General features: G+C 34.2%; 21 protein-coding genes and 2 tRNA genes. 2 read left to right on the top strand and 21 right to left on the bottom strand.

Translation table 11 applies throughout. The features are described 5' to 3' along the window. Positions 1–73 precede the first annotated feature (73 nt). Entirely contained in the window at positions 74–1099 is a 1026-nt protein-coding gene (locus H8718_RS03385; RefSeq protein WP_249331540.1) for an amidase domain-containing protein, read from the bottom strand. A 104-nt stretch (positions 1100–1203) separates the two neighbouring features. Here H8718_RS03385 and H8718_RS03380 point away from each other — a divergent pair, with 104 nt between their 5' ends. Both H8718_RS03380 and H8718_RS03375 read left to right on the top strand, forming a co-directional pair. Then, positions 1204–1944, top strand: a complete 741-nt coding sequence (locus H8718_RS03380; RefSeq protein ID WP_249331539.1) for a peptidylprolyl isomerase — start codon at positions 1204–1206, stop codon at positions 1942–1944. 122 nt (positions 1945–2066) lie between these two features. Further along, the gene (locus tag H8718_RS03375; protein ID WP_249331538.1) at positions 2067–3617 is read left to right on the top strand and encodes a nitrite/sulfite reductase; all 1551 of its coding nucleotides are present in this window, start codon (positions 2067–2069) and stop codon (positions 3615–3617) included. Between the two features lie 176 nt (positions 3618–3793). Here H8718_RS03375 and H8718_RS03370 read toward each other — a convergent pair. The 20 genes from H8718_RS03370 to purR all read right to left on the bottom strand — a co-directional run bounded on the left by H8718_RS03370 (position 3794) and on the right by purR (position 22166). After that, positions 3794–3866 (bottom strand) — tRNA-Val (locus tag H8718_RS03370). 4 nt (positions 3867–3870) lie between these two features. Next, positions 3871–3944 (bottom strand) — tRNA-Met (locus H8718_RS03365). Positions 3945–4085: 141 nt separating this feature from the next. After that, on the bottom strand, positions 4086–5516 hold the full coding sequence (locus tag H8718_RS03360) for an MATE family efflux transporter (RefSeq protein ID WP_177670289.1): 1431 nt from the start codon (positions 5514–5516) through the stop codon (positions 4086–4088). Between the two features lie 67 nt (positions 5517–5583). Beyond that, a complete protein-coding gene (locus tag H8718_RS03355; RefSeq protein WP_249331536.1) occupies positions 5584–6456 on the bottom strand; it encodes a patatin-like phospholipase family protein in 873 nt (290 codons plus the stop codon). A gap of 391 nt (positions 6457–6847) precedes the next feature. Continuing rightward, positions 6848–7123 (bottom strand): FtsB family cell division protein, encoded by a 276-nt coding sequence (locus tag H8718_RS03350; RefSeq protein WP_177670293.1) that lies wholly within the window; start codon positions 7121–7123, stop codon positions 6848–6850. Between the two features lie 60 nt (positions 7124–7183). After that, on the bottom strand, positions 7184–7702 hold the full coding sequence (yabQ, locus tag H8718_RS03345) for a spore cortex biosynthesis protein YabQ (RefSeq protein WP_177670295.1): 519 nt from the start codon (positions 7700–7702) through the stop codon (positions 7184–7186). Positions 7703–7714: 12 nt separating this feature from the next. After that, on the bottom strand, positions 7715–7993 hold the full coding sequence (gene yabP / locus H8718_RS03340; RefSeq protein ID WP_177670297.1) for a sporulation protein YabP: 279 nt from the start codon (positions 7991–7993) through the stop codon (positions 7715–7717). Positions 7994–8058: 65 nt separating this feature from the next. Continuing rightward, positions 8059–8298, bottom strand: a complete 240-nt coding sequence (locus tag H8718_RS03335; RefSeq protein WP_177670299.1) for an RNA-binding S4 domain-containing protein — start codon at positions 8296–8298, stop codon at positions 8059–8061. Positions 8299–8367: 69 nt separating this feature from the next. Next, complete coding sequence (locus H8718_RS03330; protein ID WP_177670301.1) at positions 8368–8643, bottom strand: HU family DNA-binding protein; 276 nt, start codon at positions 8641–8643, stop codon at positions 8368–8370. 51 nt (positions 8644–8694) lie between these two features. Then, positions 8695–9492: a nucleoside triphosphate pyrophosphohydrolase gene (mazG, locus tag H8718_RS03325; RefSeq protein WP_249331534.1), complete on the bottom strand. Its 798-nt coding sequence runs from the start codon at positions 9490–9492 to the stop codon at positions 8695–8697. Between the two features lie 74 nt (positions 9493–9566). Next, positions 9567–10118 carry a stage V sporulation protein T gene (gene spoVT, locus H8718_RS03320; RefSeq protein WP_177670305.1) on the bottom strand — a complete coding sequence of 184 codons (552 nt, stop codon included), beginning with the start codon at positions 10116–10118 and terminating at the stop codon, positions 9567–9569. A gap of 171 nt (positions 10119–10289) precedes the next feature. Next, entirely contained in the window at positions 10290–11357 is a 1068-nt protein-coding gene (locus H8718_RS03315) for a peptidylprolyl isomerase (protein WP_249331532.1), read from the bottom strand. A 74-nt stretch (positions 11358–11431) separates the two neighbouring features. After that, positions 11432–14962 carry a transcription-repair coupling factor gene (mfd, locus tag H8718_RS03310; RefSeq protein WP_249331530.1) on the bottom strand — a complete coding sequence of 1177 codons (3531 nt, stop codon included), beginning with the start codon at positions 14960–14962 and terminating at the stop codon, positions 11432–11434. A 4-nt stretch (positions 14963–14966) separates the two neighbouring features. Beyond that, complete coding sequence (gene pth, locus H8718_RS03305) at positions 14967–15539, bottom strand: aminoacyl-tRNA hydrolase (protein WP_177670310.1); 573 nt, start codon at positions 15537–15539, stop codon at positions 14967–14969. A 115-nt stretch (positions 15540–15654) separates the two neighbouring features. After that, positions 15655–16611, bottom strand: a complete 957-nt coding sequence (locus H8718_RS03300; RefSeq protein ID WP_177670312.1) for a ribose-phosphate diphosphokinase — start codon at positions 16609–16611, stop codon at positions 15655–15657. Positions 16612–16725: 114 nt separating this feature from the next. Beyond that, complete coding sequence (gene glmU, locus H8718_RS03295) at positions 16726–18090, bottom strand: bifunctional UDP-N-acetylglucosamine diphosphorylase/glucosamine-1-phosphate N-acetyltransferase GlmU (RefSeq protein WP_330597573.1); 1365 nt, start codon at positions 18088–18090, stop codon at positions 16726–16728. A 122-nt stretch (positions 18091–18212) separates the two neighbouring features. Beyond that, positions 18213–18518: a septation regulator SpoVG gene (spoVG, locus tag H8718_RS03290; protein ID WP_177670316.1), complete on the bottom strand. Its 306-nt coding sequence runs from the start codon at positions 18516–18518 to the stop codon at positions 18213–18215. Between the two features lie 175 nt (positions 18519–18693). Then, positions 18694–19803 carry a glucose-1-phosphate adenylyltransferase subunit GlgD gene (glgD, locus tag H8718_RS03285; protein WP_177670318.1) on the bottom strand — a complete coding sequence of 370 codons (1110 nt, stop codon included), beginning with the start codon at positions 19801–19803 and terminating at the stop codon, positions 18694–18696. 12 nt (positions 19804–19815) lie between these two features. Next, positions 19816–21078: a glucose-1-phosphate adenylyltransferase gene (locus tag H8718_RS03280; RefSeq protein ID WP_177670319.1), complete on the bottom strand. Its 1263-nt coding sequence runs from the start codon at positions 21076–21078 to the stop codon at positions 19816–19818. A gap of 275 nt (positions 21079–21353) precedes the next feature. Then, on the bottom strand, positions 21354–22166 hold the full coding sequence (gene purR / locus H8718_RS03275) for a pur operon repressor (RefSeq protein WP_177670322.1): 813 nt from the start codon (positions 22164–22166) through the stop codon (positions 21354–21356). Positions 22167–22327 lie beyond the last annotated feature (161 nt).

Below are 22327 nucleotides of genomic sequence, written 5' to 3'. Positions count from 1 at the left end.
TTGAAATATTTGTAAATACTTAGCTAAATAATCAAAAAACTTTTAGACAAATTTAGCCTATCCTTTAACTTTTTTAGGGGTTATAGCCCAAAATATTATAATAAACTCTTTGATTAGGCTTAGTAGCAAGAGGAATATTAAAACCTCTTATACCATCTACCCCCGAATGCTGTGCAATAAGTAAATCTTTTGTCAACGGCGTCTCTCCATCCTCTTTTACAATACCCACTACAAGCATACTATGCGTTGTTTCCTTAAGGTCTCCTAGCTGTACAATATCTCCTAATTTCATAGACTGCATATCTCCAAGTTGGGCCACCAATCCAAAGCCTTCATTATTAAGCATATAAGTCTTCAGCGCATCAGCACTTGTAAAACTAGGGGTACGATACTGATCAGAGTACCAATACCATTTATGTGTTACATACTTACCCTGATGATCAAAAGGTATTCCCCCTGCAAATAGACACTGTGACACGAAATTTGTACAATCCCCACCATATGCCTCATAATTTTTCCACTCCTTTGTATTCGGCACCAATGCATATTTTCTCGCATATTCTACAGCTTTTTCTCTATTATAAATACCTTTAGGGATAGCTCTTATCTCACGGGATTGGCTAAACTCCCATTTTTTCTTTTTCTGCCTTCTTCCCCGCAGCTCCAGCTCATATGGTCCTGCCAAATCAAACTCATATTCATAAGTATCTTCTTCTATTCTCCATTCCCTCCCTTCCTTTACTAATACAAATTGATGCTCTAGGTTCTTTAATATGGTCTTAGCAGGAATGCCCTTATACTGCAACTCCATATCTAAACCCACCCTTACATCACACGCTCTATCACTTCCTCCTATGTACTTCCATGCTGGATGTAGAACCGGCCTTTGAAAAGTAAGGTTGACCGATTGCTGTTTATAATGTTCAATTTGTGCCTTTAGTAAAAATTCTTCCTTTATAAAGGTATAATTTCCTTTCAAACTATACGCAAAGTAATCCTTAAACTGATATACCTTATACTTTTGTTCTCCTAACATTTTATAGTAATTTTGCAGATATCCCATAATAAACTCCTGGACCTTCCTAGGTTCATCTGTCATATTACCACCTCCCTTACTCTATCCTATACCTGTCGAATTTTCTTTATGCCTTTCTTTATTTATGGTACAATAGTTGCATAATTACTTATTAAAAGGAGACTATTATGGAAAATAAAGTTATCGCTGTTGTTGATGGCCGTGAAGTAACAGAAAGCCATCTTGTAAGCTTAGTGCAAAGTTTAGGTCAAAATGCTGCAAGATTTGCTGGCGAAGGTGGTCGCAAACAACTTGTTGAAGAATTAATCACTCAAGAACTTTTCTATTCAGATGCTATTGCTAATGGTTTAGATAAAGATGCAGAATTTTTAGCTGCTGCTGAAAACATGTACAATACATTATTAAAACAATATGCGCTTAGCAAATTACTCGGTACTGTAACAGTATCTGATGAAGAAGCTGAAAGCTATTTCAACGATCACAAGGATACTTTCAAATCAGGCCCAAGTGCACGTGCTAGTCATATTTTAGTAGATTCTAAAGAACAAGCTGAAGCTATTCTTGAAGAAATCAACGGTGGTTTTAGCTTTGAAGAAGCTGCTTCTAAATACTCAAGCTGCCCATCTAGAGAACGTGGTGGAGATTTAGGTGAATTTGGCAAAGGTCAAATGGTTCCTGAATTTGAAAATGCAGTATTTAACATGAAAGCTGGTGAAGTAAGCGCACCTATTCAAACACAATTTGGTTACCACATTATTAAAGTTGCATCTGTAAACGAAGGTGAAGATGCTAAATTTGAAGATGTAAAAGATAGAGTTAAACAACTTGTTATGTCTATGAAACACAACGAAGTTTACACAGCAAAACAAGCTGAACTTAAAGCAAAATACACTGTAGAAGTAAAATAACTTTTCCTATTTAAAAGAGCGCAAGAAATCCATATGGACTTCTTGCGCTCTTTTTATTTTTAAGTATACCTTTATTTAGATGTGGAAAACTAAGAAAAACTTTAACCATTACAGGTGATATTATGAATAAACTTAACGAAATCCTACTTGAAGAACTCCCTGACCTAAAAAAACACAGCGAAGCTTTTCTTAATAAAGAACTTTCAAAACTAAACTTTAAACGTTACTCTGGAGCTTTTGGTGTATACGCTACGCGTAGTCAGAAAAGTTTTATTCTCCGTTTTCGACTCCCCGGAGGTGTTATCTCTAAAGAAGAACTTCAGTTCATCTATGATATGGCTCTTAAATATAATTTAGGCGGTATCCATCTTACAACAAGGCAATGTATTCAATTACACAATCTTTCCTTAGATGCTATCCTAGACATTATAGAACAAGGCATTTTAAAAGGTCTCTACACTCGAGGAAGTGGTGGAAATTATCCTAGAAATGTATCTATGTCTCCACTCACCGGTGTAACCCCTGGAGAAGCTTTTGATGTTCTTCCTTTTGCTATAGCAGCTAATGTTTATCTTCTAAAATCTATTTATGCTTATCATTTACCTAGAAAATTCAAAGTAGCTTTTTCTAATACCCCAACTGCAGATGCTCATTCTACAATACAGGATTTAGGCTTTATTGCTATGTCCTATGATCATAACCCCTTCTTTAAGGTCTATGCAGGCGGTGGCTTAGGCAAGGATCCTGAACCCTGTCTTGTTATCCCTATTTCACTTCCTCCCTCAGATGTACTCTATGCTATAGAAGCTATGCTAAATTTATTTATAAAGGAAGGAAATTACGAGGATCACAATAAAGCGCGTGTCAGATACATCGTCAACAAACTAGGCAAAGCTCAATTTATTGCTAGTTTTTTAGATGAGCTTGAAATAGCTAAACAAAGCAAAGAGCTTTCCCTCCCTTTTACACCTAGCTTCGAAGTCTATGAAGATTGGTCTACTACCCTCATACATCCTCGTATTTTTAAGCAAAAGCAGATAAATCTATATAGCATGTATTTTCAACCTCTAGGTGGCCAGCTTACATTGAAGCTCCTCAAGCAACTCCTTCAATACTTAGACTATCTGCCTAAAGTACGCTTAAGGCTTACTATGACCGAAGGTTTTTATATGATTAATTTAGATGAGGCAACAGCCCTTAAACTACTTGAGCTTACAGACGGCCTAGGTGGTGAAACTAAACTTACTCAAAGTGTAAGTTGTATTGGTGTTCCCACTTGCCAAATGGGTATACTAAATAGCCAAGAACTTCTAGATAACATTATCTCCTACTTCAATCATAAAAAGTATAAAAAAGATATATTACCCCGTGTATATATTTCTGGGTGCCCTAACTCCTGTGGGGTACACCAAATAGGTAGCATCGGCTTTGCGGGCAAGAAAAAACGTATCGAGAATGTTATCACCGACTGTTATACGCTGTATATAGGCGGTTCTTTCCATGCCGATCATGTAAGACTTGGTATACCTTTAGGAGATATACCTTCACCACTTATTCCAGAATTTCTTTATAAGCTAGCTCTGCAACTAGAATCACTTAATATAAATTTTGATACTTGGTTCGAGACCGATCAAGATTCTCTTACAGCTTTTATACAGCCTTATCTGGTATAAAGTTTAAAATAGGCTAGAACACACCCAATAAAGTTGCCATCATAGGAATATCTACCCATGGTATCAAAATACCCAAGGCTATCGTATAGCTGTATTTTCTCAAAAATCTATGCCTTCTACACCCCTTAACAAAATAAAAAAGCACCGCAAAATGCGGTGCTTTTTTAAATTAAAAATGGTCGCTATAGGGCTCGAACCTATGACCCCCTGCTTGTAAGGCAGGTGCTCTCCCAGCTGAGCTAAGCGACCAAAGTAGCGGAAGACGGATTCGAACCGCCGACACCATGGGTATGAACCATGTGCTCTAGCCAACTGAGCTATTCCGCCATATTCATTTCTTTAAGGCCCGTGCCTCAAGTACTTCTGTAGTATATACTATTACTTGTCATAATGCAAGTACTTTTTTTATTTTTTTTGTTATAACTAGAAGTTTTTTATCACTTCTAGTTATAACATGAGAAAATTAGATTAATCCATAACCTTTTTATCATTAAAAGTCTTTTTATAGAAGATGCCAAAACAAATAAATGTTGTAATAGATGCTAAAATATCTGCTACTGGCTCAGCAGTAAATACACCCGCTAATTTATTTTCCATTAGTAATGGTAAGATAAAGATAAGCGGAATTAATAGAATAACCTTTCTTAATAAAGCTAAGAATAAAGAAATTTTTGCCTGACCTAACGCTAAAAACGTCTGTTGACATGAATTTTGTATACCCATCATAAACATCCCAGCAAAGAAGATCCTAATCCCCCAACTTGTCATACTCATAACTTCTGGATTTTTATTAAAAATGCTTACAAATACTCCTGGTACCGTCATAAGCAAAATCCACATTATACCTGTATAAGCAAAGCTACTCATCAAGAAGAGTTTGAAAGCTTTCTTAACTCTATCCATTTGTTTAGCACCATAGTTATAACTAATAATAGGTTGCGCTCCTTGTGCAAGTCCCATAAGTGGTAACACAATGATTTGCATGATACTACTCATAATGGTCATAGAACCAATGGCTAAATCACCAATTCCTACCCCTATTGCATCCCCATATATAAGTAATTGTTTATTAAGACTGATTAAAACAAGACTTTCTGTCGCCTGCATAATAAATGGTGATACACCTAAAGTCGTAATTTTAAAGGCTATAGAAGCACTTGGCTTTAAGTATTCTTTCTTTATTTTAATTGTTGTCTTACTACCTAGAATCTCATTTATTACTTTGTTGTTAAATTTCTTCTCTTTACCAAAGAAGAAGTAAATAACCCATATTGCAGAAACAGCTTGTGCCATAATTGTTGCAAGAGCTGCCCCACGCACACCCATATCAAATCCAAAAATAAAGATAGGGTCCAATACGATATTAATAAATGCCCCCACCATGACTGTACACATACCTACTTTTGCAAAACCTTGTGTATTGATAAATGGATTCATACCAAGTGCAATTTGTACAGCAAGTGTTCCTAATAAGTAAATACCTAAATATTGAGTTGCATAAGTAATCGTGTCATTACTTGCTCCAAATGCCCATAAAATAGGCTCTTTGAAGATAAATAGAGCACACATAAGTACTGTTCCAAGGATAAGAAGCAATGAAAAACTATTACTTAATATCTTTTGTGCGCCCTCTTTATCCTTCTCTCCCATCTTAATAGCTGCAAGAGGTGCTCCACCCATACCTATAAGTGCACTAAACGCTGAAATAATCATAATAATTGGGAAAGCTACTCCAATACCCGCCATAGCTGCCTTTGCATCTGGAAGTCTACCAATATATATTCTATCTACAATATTGTAAAGAACATTCACAAGTTGAGCAATAATGGCCGGAAGTGCTAACTTAACAAGTAACTTACCTACACTATCTTTTCCTAAATCTGTAGTTTGTTGACTCACTTTATCATCTCCTTTTACATTACTAAATCATACCATACTACAATATTGTGATGAAGATATAAATACACTATTTGCTAACTACTACATTATCGCAATCACTACAGAAACTTTTTATCTGTCCATAGAGCCTTGCTGCATCTTCATATCCATTATTATAAAGTTCTCTAAGTTTTTCTACATCCTTTTCAAATCTTCCTATTATAATAGGCTTAGAGGGACGAATAACCAAAGCTTCTCCAGAAGCTTCCCACTCACTTAATGTCTTTAACGTATTGTTATACATATGATGCCTATTTTGGATCGTCTCAATAAGCTTTGGATAACCCTTGTATTGTCTACTGTATAACCATTTAAAAGGTTCTGGCTTTTTCACATATCCTTCATTGCGTGTTACCACAACGATTTGTTTCGTATTTCCTCTCTCTTTCGAAAATTGAATAGGTATAGAATCAGCAGTTCCCCCATCTAGATACTTCTTTCCTTCAATCTCCACAATAGGTGCAAACATAGGAATAGAACTTGATGCCCTCAAATAACGATTTACTAAACTTTTATGACCACCATCTAGGTATTCTGGTTCCCCTGTCTCACAGTTAGTTACCACAATAGTTAAATGCATATTAGAATTATAGTAAGTTTCATAATCAAAAGGTACTAACTTATTAGGAATTTCTTCAAAGAGAAAATCCATTCCAAATATACTACCTCTCTTAATCATTCCTTCAAAGCTTAAATAACGTTTATCCCCAACATAATCTGTATTCACTTTAAAGTTTCTCCCTCTTTGTCTTGAGATATAAGACACAGCATTACAAGCACCTGCTGAAACACCTATAATATCCTGAAAAAGCAGACCTTTATCTAGGAAAAAATCTAATACGCCCCCTGTATAAAGCCCTCTCATACCTCCACCTTCTAATACTAGACCGACCTTGTTCATCTCTATCATCTCTTTCCCTTCAAAACTTCTTTCTTTGATTCTATTCTCATGTTCCTTCTTTTGTCTAGCATCTTTTGTAATTTTATTAATGTTATTTTTAAATAATAATGTAAATTTGAATTTTTTGTTGTATTATAAGGAACAAATGAGGATTCATCACGATAAGATTCAAATCACTATTACTCTGTTCATTTATATTCTTATCTTACCATTCCCAATATGAAATTCTCTTTTAGCGGTTACCACGCGAAAAAGCAGATACTTATAAGGCTCGTCCTGGTACAAGTGAACACCAAAGTGGACTTGCTATGAAACTTTGCATGTACGCCTAAACATCAAAACACGTCTTTAACAGGTATACTAAATCCTATCAAGACGTGTTTTTTATGCTTTATTTCTCTTTAAATACAATATCATCTTTTTTAACCATTCCAAGTTTATCTCTTGCTACACGTTCTATATACTCCAATGATTCCATGTGGTCACGTTCATCTTCTAGTCCTTGAAGTTCTGCTTTATCTTTTTCTAACTCTTTCTGTGCTTCTATAATCTGTTCATCTACACTATCTATGACTTTATTAAGTTCTATTGTTTTAAATCCAAAATAGATTAGTATACCTATGCTGGCAACAAGTGTTATACGCCATACTATTTTTTTGTTCATCATATGTACCCCACCTAATTAATCATATAACCTAATTTTAATATGTTTGGATAAAGTTGTAAATCACTTTGTTTTACTATACTTTAATTGTGAACGCACATCTGACTTTTGATAATAGATTTTACGACTTAGTTTCTTAGTTTGTCTTCTGCGATATGTATTAAGACGCAACAGCAATCTTTGGAATGCCTTTAATGGAATCTTAATTAAATGGATTATCCACTTAATTGGGATTCCTAAAATATGTAAGATGTAATCTATAATTTGCTTCATCAAGTCAATAAGCCAGGTTGCAAACTTCATAAAAATAATACTAAATGTACAAAGGTAGAATACTCCACCTAAAAGCATGCCGAGGAACACGAAAAACCTAATTTTACCGTAATTATGCATATAGAGGATAGCAAAGCCTATGAGTGCGCCGCTAACCCAATACAATGTATCCTCTACTTGGATAAGCCAATTGGGATGGGGAATGATCTTTCTGAAAATCCTAATCAGATCATAGAACATCCCCATAATAATGCCTATCTCTATACAAGTTAGAAATAGAAGGGTTTGACTATTAACTACTTGATTCATTCTACGCCTCTTTTATTTGAATAAACGAGCTATTAATGAACCCTTTTTGCTCGCTCCACTTTGATCTTGATAAGCTAGTCCTGTTACACGGCCTTCTACAATTAATTCCCCACTATCCAAATTCATTTTTACGATGTGCAAATCGTCTCCCTCAATGTCTAAGTATCCATCTACAGTCTCAAGCTCTATTACCTTCTCATCAAAAGCAAAGACATCTGTTACACCTGTCATATTAAGCCTAGCACGATCTATGAGATTTACTGCATGTTTCTTGGATATCTTCTCATCCATACAAAAATCCACCCCTTTATAATAAGTTCTTACTACTTATTTATATTGAGGTGGATAGATTTTTATTACAACATGCGATATAGGCTTTCTGTATCTTCTTTTTTTACATGCTCTTTAATATCGAGAACTTCATATTTTAAAAGTTTCTCACCAAATTGAATTTGGATAACGTCTCCTACTTTCACATTGTTAGAGGCTTTTACTACTTTATTATTAATACTTACACGCCCTTGGTCACAAGCTTCCTGTGCTATAGTACGTCTTTTAATAATTCTTGTAAGTTTTAAATATTTATCAATACGCATAAGAAATTCCTTTCTTGTATAGATAAAAAGAATCTACACAACGTGTAGATTCTCTCATCTATCAATAAATTATTGATTTACAGCATCTTTTAAAGCTTTACCAGCTTTAAATTTAGGAGCTTTACCCCCTGGAATTTGGATTTCTTCGTTTGTTTTTGGATTTCTACCAACACGTGGTTTTCTTTCAGTAACTTCGAATGTACCAAATCCAACTAATTGCACCTTACCATTGTTTGTAAGTTCTTCCATAACTGCATCTTCAAAAGCTTTTAAAGCTTTTTCAGCATCTTTTTTACTAATTTCAGCTTTTGCAGCCATAGCTGCTACTAATTCAGATTTGTTCATAATGAGTTCCTCCTCTATTCATGTACATACATGGATATTATGTATTGAAAATTAGATGTTTGATTCAACTTTTTTAGATTCTTGCCATAGCTGATCCATCTCTTCCAATGTCATTTGCGTTAGTTGTTTTTCCTTAGCAAACGCCGAATTTTCAATATATCTAAATCTATTTATAAACTTTTCCGTAGTGTTTGTCAAGGCAAATTCCGGATTTATTTCTAAAAAATAAGATAAATTAACCACAGAAAACAAAACATCTCCTAATTCAGCATTCATGTTCTGTTTATTACCTGATTTAATCTCTATTTTAAGTTCTTCAAGTTCCTCCAAAACCTTGTCAATAATAGGTTCATAGCTATCCCACATAAATCCTACAGAAGCTGCTTTTTTCTGCACTTTGTAAGCTCTTGTAAGGGCTGGAAGGGTCTTTGTAATACGCATCATAGATTCCGTCTGGCTTTGCTCATTTTTCTCTTTTTTCTTAAGTATCTCCCAAGTTTGGAGAATTTTTGAGGTATCACTTGTCTTTTCTTCATTTCCAAATACATGAGGATGTCTATAAATTAACTTAGATGCAATACCATCCACTACATCTTCCATAGTAAATGTTCCCTGTTCACTTGCAATTTGAGCATGCATAAGTACTTGAAGTAATACATCTCCAAGCTCCTCTTTCATATTCACCATATCTTTATTATTAATAGCATCTATAAGTTCATAACTCTCTTCTAATAAAGATTCTTTCAATGATTCATGCGTCTGCTCTCTATCCCATGCGCATCCTTCTTCACTTCTAAGTTTTGCAATAATCTCTAATAACTCTTGGTATGTATACTTTTTATCTTTCATATTCATCACCTCTTTAAATTTATTGTATCATATAAAATGCCAGCAACTTATACAAAATAGTTACTGGCATTCTTTTATTGGCCCATTTGTCTTCCTAAAAAACCTGACGCTGATTGTGCGAGTTTTTCTTCTACTTCGCCCATATGTGTGCCTTTATTGGTAGATAGGAAAATAACTGCTCCAATAGCATCTCCCTCACAAATAATAGGAGATATAATTTCAGAAAAATAACCTTCTGTACTACCTTCTGATAAAATAGGTACAAACTTAGAGTCCTCTTTTGCTGCATGCAAAAGACTACGCGCTTCAATAGCTCGCTCTAAATTACTACTGATACTCTTATCTAGAAATTCTTTCTTAGAACCTCCTGAAATAGCAATGATTTGGTCTTTATCAGAAATACAAGTAATATGTCCTGTAGCTTGTGCAAGTGCTTCTGCATATTCCTTAGCAAAGGCACTAAGCTCTCCTACCGGCGAATATTTCTTTAAAATCACTTGCCCATCATGATCTGTAAAAATTTCAAGCGGGTCACCTTCTCTAATTCTGAGCGTTCGGCGAATTTCTTTAGGAATAACCACGCGTCCTAAATCATCTATTCTTCTAACGATGCCTGTTGCTTTCAAATAAACAACCTCCTTAATTGTCTGAAGTGGGAATAAATGTTCTTTAATCTTTAGGTATATTATGCTACTTTTTTTTCTATAATATACATTTTCAGTTAGAGTTTCACTTGTATAAAAAAAAGAAAAGAGCTCATATTAACAAGTTACTCTTTTCCTTCTTTCTTATCCATTTTATTCATTTGTAGTAGTATTCGTTTCAGGCATTTCTTCTGCTCTATCACTCTCTCTTATAATAGAGATTGTATCATAGAGCTCAGTTTTTTCTACAGTTGCATTACTAATCATTGTATTAAATTCATTATTTGTAAATTCTCTTCTAGCATCAGCAATGAATTCATCACGCATTACTTCTTCGTTTGCCGGAATATGCTTTTCTGTTTTAATAATATGATATCCATAAGCTGTTTTAACCAGCTCTGGCCACACCTTTCCATCTTCTCCATTAAAAGCTGCATCCTCAAACTCTTTCACCATTTTACCACGTTTAAAGGTGTACTCACCATCCTCTACACCTGTTACTTGATTAAGTGAGCCTTGATCTTCTGAATAAGTTCTTGCTAACTCACTCATATCTTCACCAGCTAAAGCCTTATTTAAAACTTCTGTTGCCAGCTTACGTTTTGCTTCCTGCTCTTCCTTAGGAAGCTCATTAAGATTGTCATCTGTCGTCTTAATGAGTACATGTTTAGCAGTTACTTCTTCATAAGCACTCTTATTTTCATCGATATACTTTTGGATTTCTTCTTCTTGAGGCATATAGTTTTCCCCAAGTTTCTCTTCTACAAGACTTACAATGTCTGTGCTAATAAGAAACTGTTCAATATCTCCTTCATTAAAACCATAAATCTCTATAATCTCTGGATTACTCTTTACAAAGCTCTCAGCATTTTCTTTTGCAGCTCTTTTAGCTTCTTTAGAAATCTTAATTCCTAAATCCTCAGCTTTCTTATTAGCAACGACCGAAAGAATATTAGATTCTAATGCACGTTGTTTAGCTAAATCACCTGTTTTTTGCCCTTCAATTTCCATGTCCCAAATACCTGGACCCGAAATTTGTTCAAAATACTGTTGAGTATACCAAAGATAAATTCTATATAAAGATTCAGGAATTTTTTCTCCATTGATAACAGCAACTACAGCCTTACTTGTTTTTCCATTACCAAAGGCACATTCTGTTATACTTGTCATAAGTACTGCACCTGTTAGAGCTAATGCTAATAATTTTTTTATACCTTTCACTGCCATCTCTCCTTAGCCTGTCGATTTGATTATCTGCATTTATGCTTCAATTTTATCTTTATTATAAAGTAAAATTAAATGCTCTTCAATTTCTTGAACGAATGTAATACATTCTTAATATAATCAATCAGGCCTTTCTTAGGAATATCTGTTGCATCTAATTTAAGCATAACTTCCTTACCACTTACAAACTTAATCTTTCTTCCATAAGTTTGCAGTACCTCAGGGAGACATGTAGGATCAAGTTGCGCATCTTCCTTAAATTTAAAAGTAAGATGCCCTTCTACTTCAGAAACCAAAGTAATATCAATCTGATTAGCTTCCCACTTAACAAGTGCAATATCAATAAGGTTCTGAACACTGTTTGGCAATGTGCCATAGCGATCTTCTAATTCTTCTTGCACATCATAGTAATCCTTATCGCCTTGGATAGATGCAATCTTTTTATAAATATCTAGCCTTTCCACTTCATCTAATATATAGCTAGCTGGAATATACGCATTAACTTTCATCTCAATAGTTGTTTCAAAGCTTTCTTTTACCGATTCACCCTTTTCAAGCGCCACAGCTTCTTGTAACATCTTGCAGTATAAATCATAACCGACAGCTTCCATATGTCCATGTTGCTGGGCCCCAAGAAGATTTCCTGCTCCCCTAATCTCTAGATCTCGCATAGCAATTTTAAAGCCTGCACCTAGTTGCGTAAATTGCTTAATAGCTTGGAGCCTCTTTTCAGCAATTTCTTTAAGCACCTTATCTTTCTGGTACATCAGATAAGCATAGGATGCCTTGTTAGAACGCCCCACACGTCCACGTAATTGATAAAGTTGACTAAGTCCCATGCGGTCTGCATTATTAATAATAATAGTATTTGCATTAGCAATATCAAGGCCTGTCTCAACTATTGTAGTACATACAAGTACATTAATTTCCTTTTCAATAAAGGCCATCATAATATTTTCTAATTCTCTTTCACTCATCTGACCATGAGCAAATCCTACTTTTGCAGCAGGTACCATCTTCTGAATTTGCATAGCCTTTTCTTCAATATCTCTTACTTGGTTATATAAGAAATAAACTTGTCCATCCCTACCAAGTTCCCTGTGTATAGCATCTTTAATAAAGTCTTCACTATACTCTAATACATATGTTTGGACAGGTCTTCGCTCTAACGGAGCTTCTTCTAAAACGCTCATATCACGTACACCAATTAAACTCATATGAAGTGTACGAGGTATTGGTGTTGCCGTAAGTGTAAGTACATCTACTTCTGTACGTATTTGTTTAAGCTTTTCTTTATGCTTAACACCAAAGCGTTGCTCCTCATCTATAATAAGTAAACCTAAATCTCTAAACTGAACGTCCTTAGAAAGTAATCTATGTGTCCCAATAACAATATCTATAGTACCTTTTCTAATACCTTCTAAGGTCTCTTTAATCTGCTTTGGTGTCCTAAATCTAGACAGTACACCCACATTAATAGGATAGTTAGCCATACGCTCTTCAAATCGTTGAAAATGCTGCTGTGCTAAAATAGTAGTAGGCACTAGATAGGCAACTTGCTTATTGTTTTGCACAGCTTTAAAAGCTGCTCTTATGGCAACTTCAGTTTTACCATAACCTACATCACCGCATACCAACCTATCCATAATCTTATTACTTTCCATATCTTTTTTCACATCTTCTATAGCTTCAAGCTGATCCGATGTCTCTTCATATGGAAACATTGCTTCAAATTCTTTCTGCCAAATAGAATCTTCTTCGTAGACAAAACCTCTAGCATTGTATCTCGTACTATAAAGTTTAATCAAGTCTTTAGCAATATCTTGAATAGCACCTTTTACTTTTGCCTTAGATTTCTTCCATTCTGATGCTCCAAGCTTACTAAGTTTAGGGGATTTACTTTCTGCACCTACATACTTCTGTACCATATCCATCTGATTAATATTTACATAAAGTGTAGAATTATTAGCATACTCTATTTTTAAATTATCCCTTGCAATCCCCTCTATAACTATTTGCTCAATGCCTTTAAAAATACCAATACCATGATTCTCATGAACCACATAGTCTCCAGGTGTAAGATTTAAGAAGCTATCTATCTTATTTCCTTTATGTTTCTTCTTGACTTTTACCTTTTTCTTTTCTTTTCCAAATAAGTCTTTATCTGCGATAATATAAAAATCTATGCCTTCATAGACAAACCCCTTACCAAGAGAGCCTTTTGTAATAACAACTTGTCCTTTTTGCAACTCATCCGATAGAGTTTCACTATATGTGGTCAATATACCACGTACCTCAAGCTCTTCCATCAGCCTCATAGCTTTAGCCCTAATACCAGCTAGTATAATAATTTTTTTATTACCTTTTTTCCACTCTTTAATATCCTTCTCAAGTAGATCCAAACTATTATAAAATGTATTATTTTCATACACTGCTATAGAAAGTTGATTATCTGTCTCAAAATCTGTATCTGTCTTTAAGAAATTGTTTAAACTTATAACAGGCCTTTTTTGTATAGTATATACGGCTTCTTCATATTCAAAGATGAACTCTATCTGCCCTGATAGAATATGTCCATAATTTAATCGGTCCATCATACTGCTTCTATACTCTTCATAGAGCCTATCACATTTATCTCTTACTTTAGCAGGTTCATCTACATAAATGATCGTATCAGCAGGAAGATAGTCTAATATAGAGACAGTCTGTAAATTAGTATATGGAACATAAGTCTCAAGCCCCTCTATAGTTAGACCTTCCTGAATTTGCTCTATATGCTCTTTAACCTGCTCTTCAATAGCCTTGGCACTTTCTTTTTTCCCCTCATTTCTAAGTTTGTCTGTTACTACTTTGAGATCCTCTTTAATAGCCGGCAAAGCATTTTGTAAAAGTGTAAGTGGGAAAATAATCTCCTGATTAGGAACAACAAGAATCTGCTTTACCTTTTCTATGGACCTTTGTGTAGAAGGATTAAAAGTACGAATAGAATCAATCTCATCATCCCATAACTCAATACGATAAGGCATAACACTATTAGGAGGATATAAATCTATAATCCCTCCTCTAATAGCAAATTGCCCTATTCCCTCCACTTTGCCTACACGCTCATAGCCAATTTCCATCAAGTAAGTTCCTAACTTCTTAATATCTATTATGCTTCCTTCTTTTAATTCCTTCTGATAGGAAAGCCATGTTTCCTTAGGTGAAAGAGGATTAAGTAACGCTTCTGCAGGTATAATTAAAATAGCTTCCTGCTTATGCAGTAAAGCCTCTATAATTTTCATACGTTCTGCAGTAATATCCATACTGTGTACATCGGCATTATAAAAGAGTATATCTCTAGCAGGATAGAGATATACTTTTGTTTCTTCATATAAATACTGTAAGTCATCATAAAGCTTTCTTGCACTGATTTCATCTGGTGTAATGATGACAGGTGTTTGGCCTATGAGTGCAGATGTACTATAAATAAAATGAGCTTTACAGGCATCTACTGTTCCAACTACTTTTCCCTTATGGGTACTTTGAAACTTATAAAGGAACTCATTAAATCCCTCAATATCTGTTAAGGGATTAATGAGCATCTTACGTTTATAATCCATATGATCACCGTCTTGTCTTACCATTATAGTTATTCATTGCTGTATCCACATCTTTTTTAAGCATTGTTTCTACAGCTTCACAAACGACTTTAAGCCTTGGATCAAGCACTTTCTTATCATCATCTGTAAACTTTCCAAGCACATAGTCACCTAAATCCCAACCATTTGGTTTTTGACCTACCCCAATTTTAATTCTTGGGAAAACTTCTGTACTTAAATGTGCAATGATGCTTTTAATACCGTTGTGTCCACCACTGCTACCATTTTTACGAATACGAATATCTCCTATACCTAAAGAAGTATCATCATACATTATAATTATATCTTCATTTTCCAACTTATACCAACTCTTGCATGCCGCAATAGCCTCTCCACTTAAGTTCATATAAGTCTGAGGTTTCATAAGAACTACCTTTTCTCCTCCGATTGTTCCTTCTCCAACCAAAGCTTTAAATTTACTTCTATTTACACTGATATGATGTATATCAGCAAGTTTATCTAAGGCTTCGAATCCTATATTATGTCTAGTTCCATCATATTGTAGTCCCGGATTACCTAATCCAACGATTAATTTCATATTGTTCCTCCATCTTATGCTTTATGTATAATAAGTTGATTATCTTATTATATATTATACCTTTTTTAAGGCATAACAAAAGGGTTTAGATAAAAATCTAAACCCTTTACAATCATTAATCAAATAATTTAGAAACTGATAAATCTTCATGGATACGTCTAATTGCATCTGCGAAGATTTCTGCTACAGAAATCTCTTTAATTTTTGAGATTCTTTTTTCTTCTGGAAGAGCAATTGTATTAAGTACTACAAGCTCTTCAATAGCTGATTCATTAATTCTTTCTAAAGCTGGGCCAGATAATACACCGTGTGTACAGCATGCATATACAGCTGTTGCCCCTCTTTCTTTTAATGCATTTGCTGCATTACAAATTGTACCTGCTGTATCAATCATATCATCTACTAAGATAACACGTTTTCCAGCTACATCACCGATGATGTTCATAATTTCAGATACATTAGCTTTTGGTCTTCTCTTATCAATGATAGCAATAGGAATATCTAATTTTGTAGCAAATCCTCTAACACGACCTACACTTCCTAAGTCCGGAGAAACTGCAACAACATCATCTGTGTTGCCATCAAGTTTATCTGTGTAGTATTTAGTAAGTAATGGCATACCTACTAAGTGATCTAAAGGAATATTGAAGAATCCTTGAATTTGTGCACAGTGAAGATCCATTGTAAGAACACGGTCTGCACCTGCTGTTTGAAGGATGTCTGCTACAAGTTTTGAGCTGATTGGATCTCTCGCTCTTGTTTTTCTATCTTGTCTTGCATATCCATAGTATGGAATAACTGCTGTAATACGACCAGCTGATGCACGTTTCATAGCATCAATCATAATAAGTAATTCCATAAGATGTTCATTAGCAGGAGTTGAAGTTGGTTGAATAATGAAAACGTCTGTACCACGTACTTTTTCATCAATTTTTACTGAAACCTCTCCATCGCTAAATCTTAACACCTCAGATTTTCCAAGTGTAACACCTAAACACTTAGCAATTTCTTCTGCAAGTTGTGGGTGTGCATTGCAGGTAAACACTTTGATATCAGCATAATTTCTAATCATTTGATTAAGTCCTCCTTAAGAATCTACGTCCACTAAATCGACAACATTATATCATATTGAGGATAAATTGCAACTTATATGAACGTTTTTATACATTTTTAGTAAATATTTCGGCTATTTCTGTCGTTTTTTTGTTACCCATTCAGGCTTAATTTCTTGTCTTGCTCTTGCAATAGCTAAACTATTTTTTGGTACATCTTGTGTAATGGTAGACCCTGCTGCTGTGTAAACATTTTCCTCTATTACAACAGGAGATACCAGGTTTGTATTACAGCCAATAAAAGCATGATCTTTTATTATAGTACGATGTTTCTTCTCTCCATCATAGTTTACAACTACTGTACCACATCCAAAGTTCACATCACAACCTACATCTGCATCACCTATATAGGTTAAATGAGACACTTTTGTTCCTTCTCCAATTGTGGCATTTTTAATCTCTACAAAATCACCAATCTTTACCTTTGCTCCTATATGACTGTTCGGTCTAATATAAGCAAATGGTCCTATATGACATCCTTCATCTATTTGACTATCAATGAGCATACTAGATTCTATAGCAACGCTATTGCCTACTTTACAGTTTCTGATCTTAGTATTATAACCAATAAGGCAGTTTTCTCCGATGGATGTATTTCCCTCTATGATGCAGCCTGGCTCTATAACTGTATCTTGCCCAATTTCAACTTCTGGATCAATATACGTATGATGAGGATCTATTAAAGTAACACCATTATCCATATGTTTTCTATTAATACGTTGTTTCATAATAGCAGTTGCCTGTGCTAGCTGCTCTCTAGAGTTAACACCTAATATATCGTCTGGGTTCATAATAGCAATAGCATCTACATTATAACCCTCATGAAGCAAAATCTCTATAGTATCTGTTAAGTAATACTCTTGTTGTTTATTATTATTTGTAATTTTAGAAAGGGCAGATTTTAAGTGCTTAGCTTCAAAAACATACATCCCACCATTAATCTCTGTAATACGTTTTTCTTCATCTGTTGCATCTTTTTGCTCTACAATTTTTACAAAGTGTTTACTCTCATCTCTTACAATACGGCCATATCCTGTAGGGTCATCCACTAAAGCTGAAAGTACAGTTACAGCATTTTTCTTTTTTCTATGAAAAGCAAGCATCTTCTCTATTGTCTGAGCTGTAATAAGTGGTGTATCTCCATAGAGAACAAGAATTTCTCCGTCATCTCCAATAAAATCCATTGCCTGCATGACAGCATGTCCCGTCCCTAATCTCTCTGCCTGCAATGCATATTTTACAGTATCTCCAAAGGTTTTCATAACCTCTTCTGATTTATGCCCTACTACAAGACATACTTCCTGTGCTCCTGCATATCTAGCTGCCTCAATAGGATAATAAACTAATGGCTTATGAAAAATTTCATGAAGTACTTTAGAAGTACCAGACTTCATGCGAGTTCCTTGACCTGCTGCTAATATAATGGACTTCGTTTTCACCGATTGCACATCCTCTCACAATTTTGCTAATCTTATTTTCTCATTTCTTGTTATTTTACGCAAGTAGAGGCGCTAAAAAAAAGCACCTCTTAGTATTCTATTTCTAAGAGATGCCTTTTATTTTAGTATTCTTCTGAAACGGCTACTTCGTCACTTACAATATCGTCATCTGAAAGAAGTACCATCTCATACTTTTCAAGTACTGTCTTTTGAATACGATCACGTGTTTCAGAGTTAATTGGATGAGCAATATCTCTAAATTCACCATCTAGAGTTTTGCGACTTGGCATTGCAATAAAGCTACCTTTGTCGCCTTCGATTACTTTGATATCATGAACTACGAATTCATTATCAAATGTAACAGAAACTACTGCTTTCATCTTCCCTTCTTTATTTATTTTTCTGACCCTGATATCTGTGATTTCCATTAGCAAACCCTCCTGTTTTTAAAGTCGAGCCAAGGTGTCCCCATCCTTCAGCTAACCTGTGTATTATATTTTAAATTATATAACATTTTTAAACAATAATCAATATTTTTTTAACCTTTATTAATAAAAATGCATAAAAATAGTGTATTATTGTAATTTTTCTATTTTTAATGTGTTATATAATACTTCTCTTAGGATAAACTAGGATATCATTAGGTGTTCCAATCAGCCTTTGCCCATCCGAAACATAAACTTGTTTATCTAAAATAACGTTTTCCAACACAGCACCTCGTCCAATTGTACATCCTTCCATAATAATAGAATTTTTAATAACAGCATTTTCTCCAACAAATACTTTTCTAAAGATTACAGATTCCTCTACCATTCCATTAATAATGTCTCCACCGCTTATAATACTATTAGAAATATTAGAATGATCATTGAATTTTGCTGGTGGCTCATCTTTAGCTTTTGTGTAAATATGTGGTGATGTTTTGAATAATAATGTACGCACTTCAGCGTTTAAGAAATCCATATTGATATTATAAAATGCTTCTATATCTTTAACTGTTTTCCAGTATCCTGTAAACATATATCCATAAATTTTGAGTTTACGCCTATAACGAATAAGAATATCACTTACAATGTTATAACGCGCTTCACTCTCAAGTTCTTCTAATAAATGAATAAGAAGTTCTCTACCTATTACGTAAGTTCCTAGAGATACCGTTGTATGTTGAGGCTCTAGAGGTTTTTCTTCTAGATTGATCAGTCTTGATTCTTCATCTAGTTCTACTACCCCATAATCTCTTACATCAAAACTCCCCATTTCCTTACATACAACTGTAATATCTGCACCTTTTTCTATGTGGTATTTAATGACTTTATTATAGTCCATCTTGGTGACTTGCTCACACGCTGTGATAACAACATAAGGCTCATTACTCTTCTTAAGAAAATCTATATTTTGATAAATAGCATCTGCTGTTCCTCTATAACTAAATGTTTCTGCACTAATCATATGAGGCGTAAACAAAAAGAGCCCCGTCTTTTTACGTCCAAACCCCCACCATTTAGAAGAAGTAATATGGTCTGTTAACGACCTTGTATTATGCTGACATACAACTGCTACCTTTTTAATACCAGAATTACTTAAATTACTTAATGCAAAATCAATAGCTCTATAAGATCCTCCAATAGGAATAGCTGCTACATTACGTTGCATGGTAAGTGCTCCAAGTGCATTTCTTTTTCCACCTGCTAATACAATTCCTACAGCTTTCATAGTATACCTCCCCTATACAATAAGTGAACGTCCGCTTTCAAGCTTACCGTTTTGATAATGTTCTTTTGTAGTATTTCCACTAACTTCACAGTTTTTCCCAATCACTACATTCTCAGGAATATTGGTATATGCCCCTATTGCCGTAATACCATTATGATAAATATGGGATTTAGTTTCATGTGGGGTATTTTCCCCTTGGCCAATATATGTATTTTCTCCTATAATACATTTTTCAGATACAATACCTCTTTCTATAACTGTCCCTCGTTTTACAATAGTATCTTGCATAATGATAGAATTAATGATCATAGCATCTTCCTCAATAATTACCCTTGGCCCAATGACTGAATTATAAACCTTTCCAGATATCTCACATCCCTCTGAAAGTAATGCTTTTTCTACAATAGCTGTATCATTTATAAATTGTGGTGGTTGATGATCTATATTAGTATAAATTTTCCAAAATTCATCATAAAGATTAAACTCAGGCAGTGTATGAGTAAGCTCAATATTAGCTTCCCAATAAGCATCTATTGTTCCAATATCCTTCCAATAATCGTTAAATCGATAAGCAAATACTTCCTTCTCTTCTTCAATAAACATTGGAATAATATGCTTTCCAAAATCACTATCTTCATGCTTCTCATGATCTACAATAAGAGCTTGTCTTAAAGCTGCCCATGAAAAGATATAAATCCCCATAGATGCTAAATTACTTTTTGGAACTAGTGGTTTTTCTTCAAACTCTATAATTTTATCTGTCTCATCTGTATTCATGATTCCAAACTGTTTAGCGTCTTCATAACTTACTTCCATAACAGCGATGGTTGCATCTGCATTATGTTCCTTATGGAAGTCTAACATCTTACTATAATCCATCTTATATACATGATCCCCTGATAAAATAAGTACATATTCTGGATCATAACTATCAATAAATCTAATGTTTTGATAAATAGCATTTGCAGTACCTGAGTACCACTCACCTTGATTTCCCTTTACAAAAGGTGAAAGCATTGTCACCCCTTCATTACTTCTGTCTAAATCCCATGGCGTTCCTATTCCAATATGTTTTGTTAAAATAAGTGGCTCATATTGTGTAAGTACCCCTACTGTGTAAACCCCTGAATTAATACAATTGCTTAGTGGAAAATCAATAATACGATATTTACCACCAAACATAACTGCTGGCTTTGCAATCTCTTTTGTTAAAATCCCCAGACGACTTCCTTGTCCACCTGCAAGTAGCATTGCCATCATTTCCGTTTTTCCCATGCACACCCCTCCATATTCGTTTGTACTTTAATAAAAAATTCCAACTAATTAGACTATAACATTCAAATATAATTTCTTCAAGTTTTTTACATTTTTTGTAGTTTATATTTTTTCTTATATATACAGGAATTTCTATGATTCTTTTAGGTTTTATAAGCTATAAGAATTTTTTTTAAGTCTACCTCGTATACTGTATATGAATATCATGTATTTTATGATGCCTATCAAGAACAATTTATCACATAAAAAAATAACAACTAGATTTAATCTAGTTGTTATTTAAAAGCACTATAGATATGCATTTTTTTATTTGCTTCATCCATATTATCAATCCATACTAAAGTTTTAAAATCATCCACAAGTTTATTATGGGGTTCTTTAGTCGCCATAAGCACACCTACCCCCACCATCTCAGCTTGAAACTCTTGCATTAAATCAATAATACCTTTTGCTGTACCTCCAGCTTTCATAAAGTCATCAATAAATAAAACTTTAGAACCTTTTTTAATAGCTCTTGTAGGTAAACACATTGTTTTAATACGGTTGTTACTTCCAGTAATGTAATTCATGTAAATTACTGTACCATCTGTAAGTTTACTTTGATTTCTTACAACTACCATTGGCTTATTAAGCGCTCTTGCTGTCATAAGCGCAATAGGAATACCTTTTGTTTCCACAGTTACAACATAATCTATTTCTTGACCATTAAATAAACTAGCAAGTGCTGTCCCTATTTTTTTTGAAATTTGGGGAGAATAAAGTAAATCATTCGTATAAATATAACCACTTGGAATTATACGATCTGGATGATCAATAATCTCACATAGTTCATCTGTAAAGTTTTTAATCTGTTCATGATTCATAAGTGGATTATAATATACACCACCTGCTGCACCAGCTACTGTCTCTATTGTTCCTAACTGATAATTACTAAAGATCTCTTTAATTACATCTATATCTTCACTTATTGTAGATTTCGCACAATTAAATACTTCACAAAAATGAGTCAGGGTAAAAATTTGATTTGGGTTATCCGTCAGAATACTTGATATAACCCCTATTCTCTCGTTTTTTTGAACTTTTCTCATTGCCCATAGCTCCTTTATTGTTATCATTAGCTTTATTATACATCATAACCCGAATCTTTCAATGTATAGATTATAAAACATTCGAATATTTTGCTATTATCTTGTAGTTTTACCTAATAATTTAAGTACACGTTATTCACTCCTTATAGTATAATACTGTA

It is taken from the genome of Zhenhengia yiwuensis, from assembly GCF_014384995.1.
GTDB classification, from domain to species: domain Bacteria; phylum Bacillota; class Clostridia; order Lachnospirales; family Cellulosilyticaceae; genus Zhenhengia; species Zhenhengia yiwuensis.
The sequence above is the reverse complement of the archived record's forward strand: the minus strand, read 5'-3'. Positions and strand labels throughout refer to the sequence as shown.

Excerpts from the sequence above, each read along its gene's own strand:
- H8718_RS03335 (WP_177670299.1), bottom strand. The coding sequence starts at position 8,298 with ATGCGTATTGATAAATATTTAAAACTTACAAGAATTATTAAAAGACGT.
- H8718_RS03300 (WP_177670312.1), bottom strand. The coding sequence starts at position 16,611 with ATGATTAGAAATTATGCTGATATCAAAGTGTTTACCTGCAATGCACAC.
- H8718_RS03375 (WP_249331538.1), top strand. The coding sequence starts at position 2,067 with ATGAATAAACTTAACGAAATCCTACTTGAAGAACTCCCTGACCTAAAA.
- mazG (WP_249331534.1), bottom strand. The coding sequence starts at position 9,492 with ATGAAAGATAAAAAGTATACATACCAAGAGTTATTAGAGATTATTGCA.
- H8718_RS03350 (WP_177670293.1), bottom strand. The coding sequence starts at position 7,123 with ATGATGAACAAAAAAATAGTATGGCGTATAACACTTGTTGCCAGCATA.
- yabQ (WP_177670295.1), bottom strand. The coding sequence starts at position 7,702 with ATGAATCAAGTAGTTAATAGTCAAACCCTTCTATTTCTAACTTGTATA.
- glgD (WP_177670318.1), bottom strand. The coding sequence starts at position 19,803 with ATGAAAGCTGTAGGAATTGTATTAGCAGGTGGAAAAAGAAATGCACTT.
- yabP (WP_177670297.1), bottom strand. The coding sequence starts at position 7,993 with ATGGATGAGAAGATATCCAAGAAACATGCAGTAAATCTCATAGATCGT.
- H8718_RS03330 (WP_177670301.1), bottom strand. The coding sequence starts at position 8,643 with ATGAACAAATCTGAATTAGTAGCAGCTATGGCTGCAAAAGCTGAAATT.
- H8718_RS03380 (WP_249331539.1), top strand. The coding sequence starts at position 1,204 with ATGGAAAATAAAGTTATCGCTGTTGTTGATGGCCGTGAAGTAACAGAA.
- mfd (WP_249331530.1), bottom strand. The coding sequence starts at position 14,962 with ATGGATTATAAACGTAAGATGCTCATTAATCCCTTAACAGATATTGAG.
- pth (WP_177670310.1), bottom strand. The coding sequence starts at position 15,539 with ATGAAATTAATCGTTGGATTAGGTAATCCGGGACTACAATATGATGGA.
- purR (WP_177670322.1), bottom strand. The coding sequence starts at position 22,166 with ATGAGAAAAGTTCAAAAAAACGAGAGAATAGGGGTTATATCAAGTATT.
- H8718_RS03385 (WP_249331540.1), bottom strand. The coding sequence starts at position 1,099 with ATGACAGATGAACCTAGGAAGGTCCAGGAGTTTATTATGGGATATCTG.
- H8718_RS03355 (WP_249331536.1), bottom strand. The coding sequence starts at position 6,456 with ATGAACAAGGTCGGTCTAGTATTAGAAGGTGGAGGTATGAGAGGGCTT.
- spoVG (WP_177670316.1), bottom strand. The coding sequence starts at position 18,518 with ATGGAAATCACAGATATCAGGGTCAGAAAAATAAATAAAGAAGGGAAG.
- H8718_RS03280 (WP_177670319.1), bottom strand. The coding sequence starts at position 21,078 with ATGGGAAAAACGGAAATGATGGCAATGCTACTTGCAGGTGGACAAGGA.